The organism is Streptomyces sp. NPDC058964 (assembly GCF_042741275.1).
Taxonomy (GTDB): Bacteria; Actinomycetota; Actinomycetes; order Streptomycetales; family Streptomycetaceae; genus Streptomyces.
In genome coordinates, this window is the sequence record NZ_JBHYKH010000742.1 from 1 (window position 1) to 3,282 (window position 3,282).

The following is a 3,282-nucleotide window of genomic DNA, read 5'->3' on the forward strand; positions in this document are numbered from 1 at the left end:
GGATGGGCCGCCCTGGCCGCGGTGTGGGTGGACGTCCAGGCCGTGCGCAGCGGGCTGCCGGGCGGTCCGTTCGTGGGCGCCGTCGGTGTGTTCGCCCTGATCGGCGCCGTCGTGGCCGGGCTGCGCGCGGCGGCCACCTGGCGTGCCGGTGCCTCCTGGCGTGCGCTGCTCGCGCAGGCCGGCCGGCGCACCGTGCTCGACCCGGCCGGTTCCTTCCTGATCGTCGGCGGGCTGGCCGTGGTGGTCTGCTCGGCCTGGTTCTGCGCGCCGCTGGCGGTCGCCGACCTGGGCGCCGTCGCGGCGGCGGCCGTCGCCGTGGAGGAGCGGCACCGGCGCCGCTGAGCGGCGATGCCCCCCGATCAGGACCGGCGCCGCGGCGCCGCGTCCACCTCTGTCATGCCCCTGACCATCTGTATCGCGCACGGAAAGGAAAGGCCATGCCTTCCATCCCCCGCAGGTCCCTCCTCAAGGCGGCGGCCGTCGCCGGAGCCGCCGCCCGGTTCAGCTGGGCACTGGGGCCCAAGGACGCACAGGCCGCGCCGACAGCCGGGGCCGCCGACGCGGACCCGGTGACCCTCGACTGGCTGGAGGACGGCGGCCTCGGCGCGGCCCCCGGGTCGACCGTCGGTGTGCCCTGGCCGATGGGAACGTACCGGGAGGACCAGACGTTCGCGCTGACGGACGCGGACGGCAGGGCCGTGCCCGTGCAGTCCTGGCCGATCGCCTACTGGCCGGACGGCTCCCTCAAGTGGACCGCGCACGCCGTCTCCTCCGGCGGTGGAAGGCTCACCCTCGCGGCGGGCACGCCCCAGTCTCCGGACAAGAAGGTCACCGTCGACCGGAGCGGCGGCACCGTCGACGTCTCCACCGGAGTCATCACCGTCCGGATCGGCAAGTCCGGTGCCACGCTCGTCAAGTCCGTCACCCGCGGCTCCACCGAGATCGCCAGGAACGGCCGCCTCGTCCTCATCCGCCAGCCGGAGATCGAGGACGAGGACCAGGGCACGGTGAAGACCGAGCGCTTCGACGGCGCCGTGTCCTCGGTGACCGTCGAACAGGACGGCCCGGTCCGTGCCGTGGTCCGCGTCGACGGCAAGCACCGCAAGGGCGACCGGGCCTGGCTGCCGTTCTCGGTCCGGCTCTACTTCTACGCCGGCGCCGACTCCTTCCGGATGGTGCACACGATCACGTACGACGGGACGCAGGAGCCGGGGAAGTCGAGCGGCGACTTCGTCCGCGGCCTCGGCGTCCGCTTCACCGTGCCGATGCGGGACGCCGCCTACGACCGGCACATCCGCATCGGCGGCGAGGACACCGGACTCCTGCGCGAGGCCGTCCAGGGCATCACCGGACTGCGCCGCGACCCCGGCGCGGCCGTGCAGGCGGCCCAGTACGAGGGCCGGAAGCTGCCCGACCCCTCCACCTGGGACCAGCGGGTCACCATCCGGCTCCAGTACATCCCCGAGTGGGGTGACTACACGCTCGCCCAGCTCTCCGCCGACGGCTTCACCGTCCGTAAACGCACGAAGAAGGGGTACGGCTGGATCGCCGCCGGCGGTGGCAGGCGGGCCTCCGGGTTCGGGTACGTGGGCGGGGCGAGCGGCGGTCTCTCCTTCGGCCTGCGGGACTTCTGGCAGAAGTTCCCCGCCCAGCTCGACATCCGCGGTGCCCACACCGAAGAGGCCGAGGTCACCCTGTGGCTCTGGTCGCCCGAGGCACAGCCCATGGACCTGCGCTTCTACCACGACGGCATGGGCCAGGACACCTACGCGGAACAGCTCGAGGGTCTCAACATCACCTACGAGGACTACGAGCCCGGGTTCGGCACCCCCTACGGCATCGCCCGTACCTCCGAACTCCTCTTCTGGGCCAACGAGTCCACCCCCCACCCCGGAGACACTCGCCGAACAGATCGACGCGGTCCGCGTGCTGCCGCAGCTCGCCGCCCCGCCCAAGCAGCTCATCAAGGCCAAGGTCTTCGGCCCCGGCCTCTACTCCGAGCCCGACCGCTCGACGGCCGCCAAGGCGAAGATCGAGGACCACCTCGACTTCCTCTTCGCGTACTACAAGGACCAGGTGGAGATGCGCCGTTGGTACGGCTTCTGGGACTACGGCGACTTCATGCACACCTACGACGCCGTACGCCACCAGTGGCGGTACGACGTCGGCGGCTACGCCTGGGACAACTCCGAACTCTCGCCCGACCTCTGGCTCTGGTACGCGTACCTGAGAAGCGGCCGCCCGGACATCTTCCGGTTCGCCGAGGCGCTCACCCGCCACACCGGCGAGGTCGACGTCTACCACATCGGTCAGTGGGCCGGCCTCGGCACCCGGCACGGCGTCCAGCACTACGCGGACAGCGCCAAGCAGCAGCGCATCTCCAACACCACCTACCGGCGCTTCTACTACTTCCTCACCGCCGACGAACGCGTCGGCGACCTCATGCACGCCAATGTCGACTCCGACGAGACCTTCCTGGTCCTCGACCCCCAGCGCAAGGTCCGCACCGACCCCTACACCCCCGACCGGCACGCCCTGTCGATCGGCTTCGGCACGGACTGGAGCGGCCTGGTGTCGGCCTGGCTGACCGAGTGGGAACGCAAGGGTCCCAAGTGGGAGAAGGCCAAGGCACGTGTGCTGTCGACGATGGAGGGCATCGCTGCCCAGCCCAACGGCTTCGTCCAGGGCAGCGGCCTCTACGACCTCGACACCGGCAGGTTCGCGACCGCCGACACCCCGGTGGTCTCCGTGTCCCACCTCTCGGCGGTCTTCGGCCTCAACGAACTCTGCGCCGAACTGATCCACTTGACCGACATGCCGAAGTTCAACGAGGCGTACTTCGACTACTGCCGCTACTTCAACGCCACCAAGGCCGAACAGGTTGCCCGGTACGGCACCGGCTTCGGCACCCTGCTCCTCTTCCAGGGCCACTCGCGCCTCGACGCGTACGCGGCCGTGCAGACGGGGGACGAGACGCTCGCCGAGCGCGCCTGGAAGAAGTTCTACGGCTCCGACGGCTACTCCGAGTCGGCACCTTGGAAGACGGACCGGCTGACCGGCCCGGTCACGCTCGTCCCGGGCAGCGAGGCGAGCTGGGTGTCCTCGAACGACACCGCCCTGTACGGCCTCGCGGCCATCGAGAACCTGGCGCTGCTGGGGGACCGGATGCCGTCCTAGGTGCTGTCGTCACATCCCCGCCGTCCGCCCCGAGGGGGGGGCGGCCGGGCTAGCAAGACCCGCGGCGGGCGGGGTGGGGTGTGCGGCCGGTGGCCGGGGGGCGCG

Annotated in this window: 2 pseudogenes; both read left to right on the forward strand. The window is 71.2% G+C overall.

The window, feature by feature from the left end:
• A pseudogene (locus ACFW2E_RS44035) lies at window positions 1-342 on the forward strand (hypothetical protein); the annotation flags it as partial.
• A gap of 95 nt (window positions 343-437) precedes the next feature.
• Window positions 438-3,177: pseudogene (locus ACFW2E_RS44040) on the forward strand (Tat pathway signal sequence domain protein).
• Window positions 3,178-3,282: the final 105 nt, after the last annotated feature.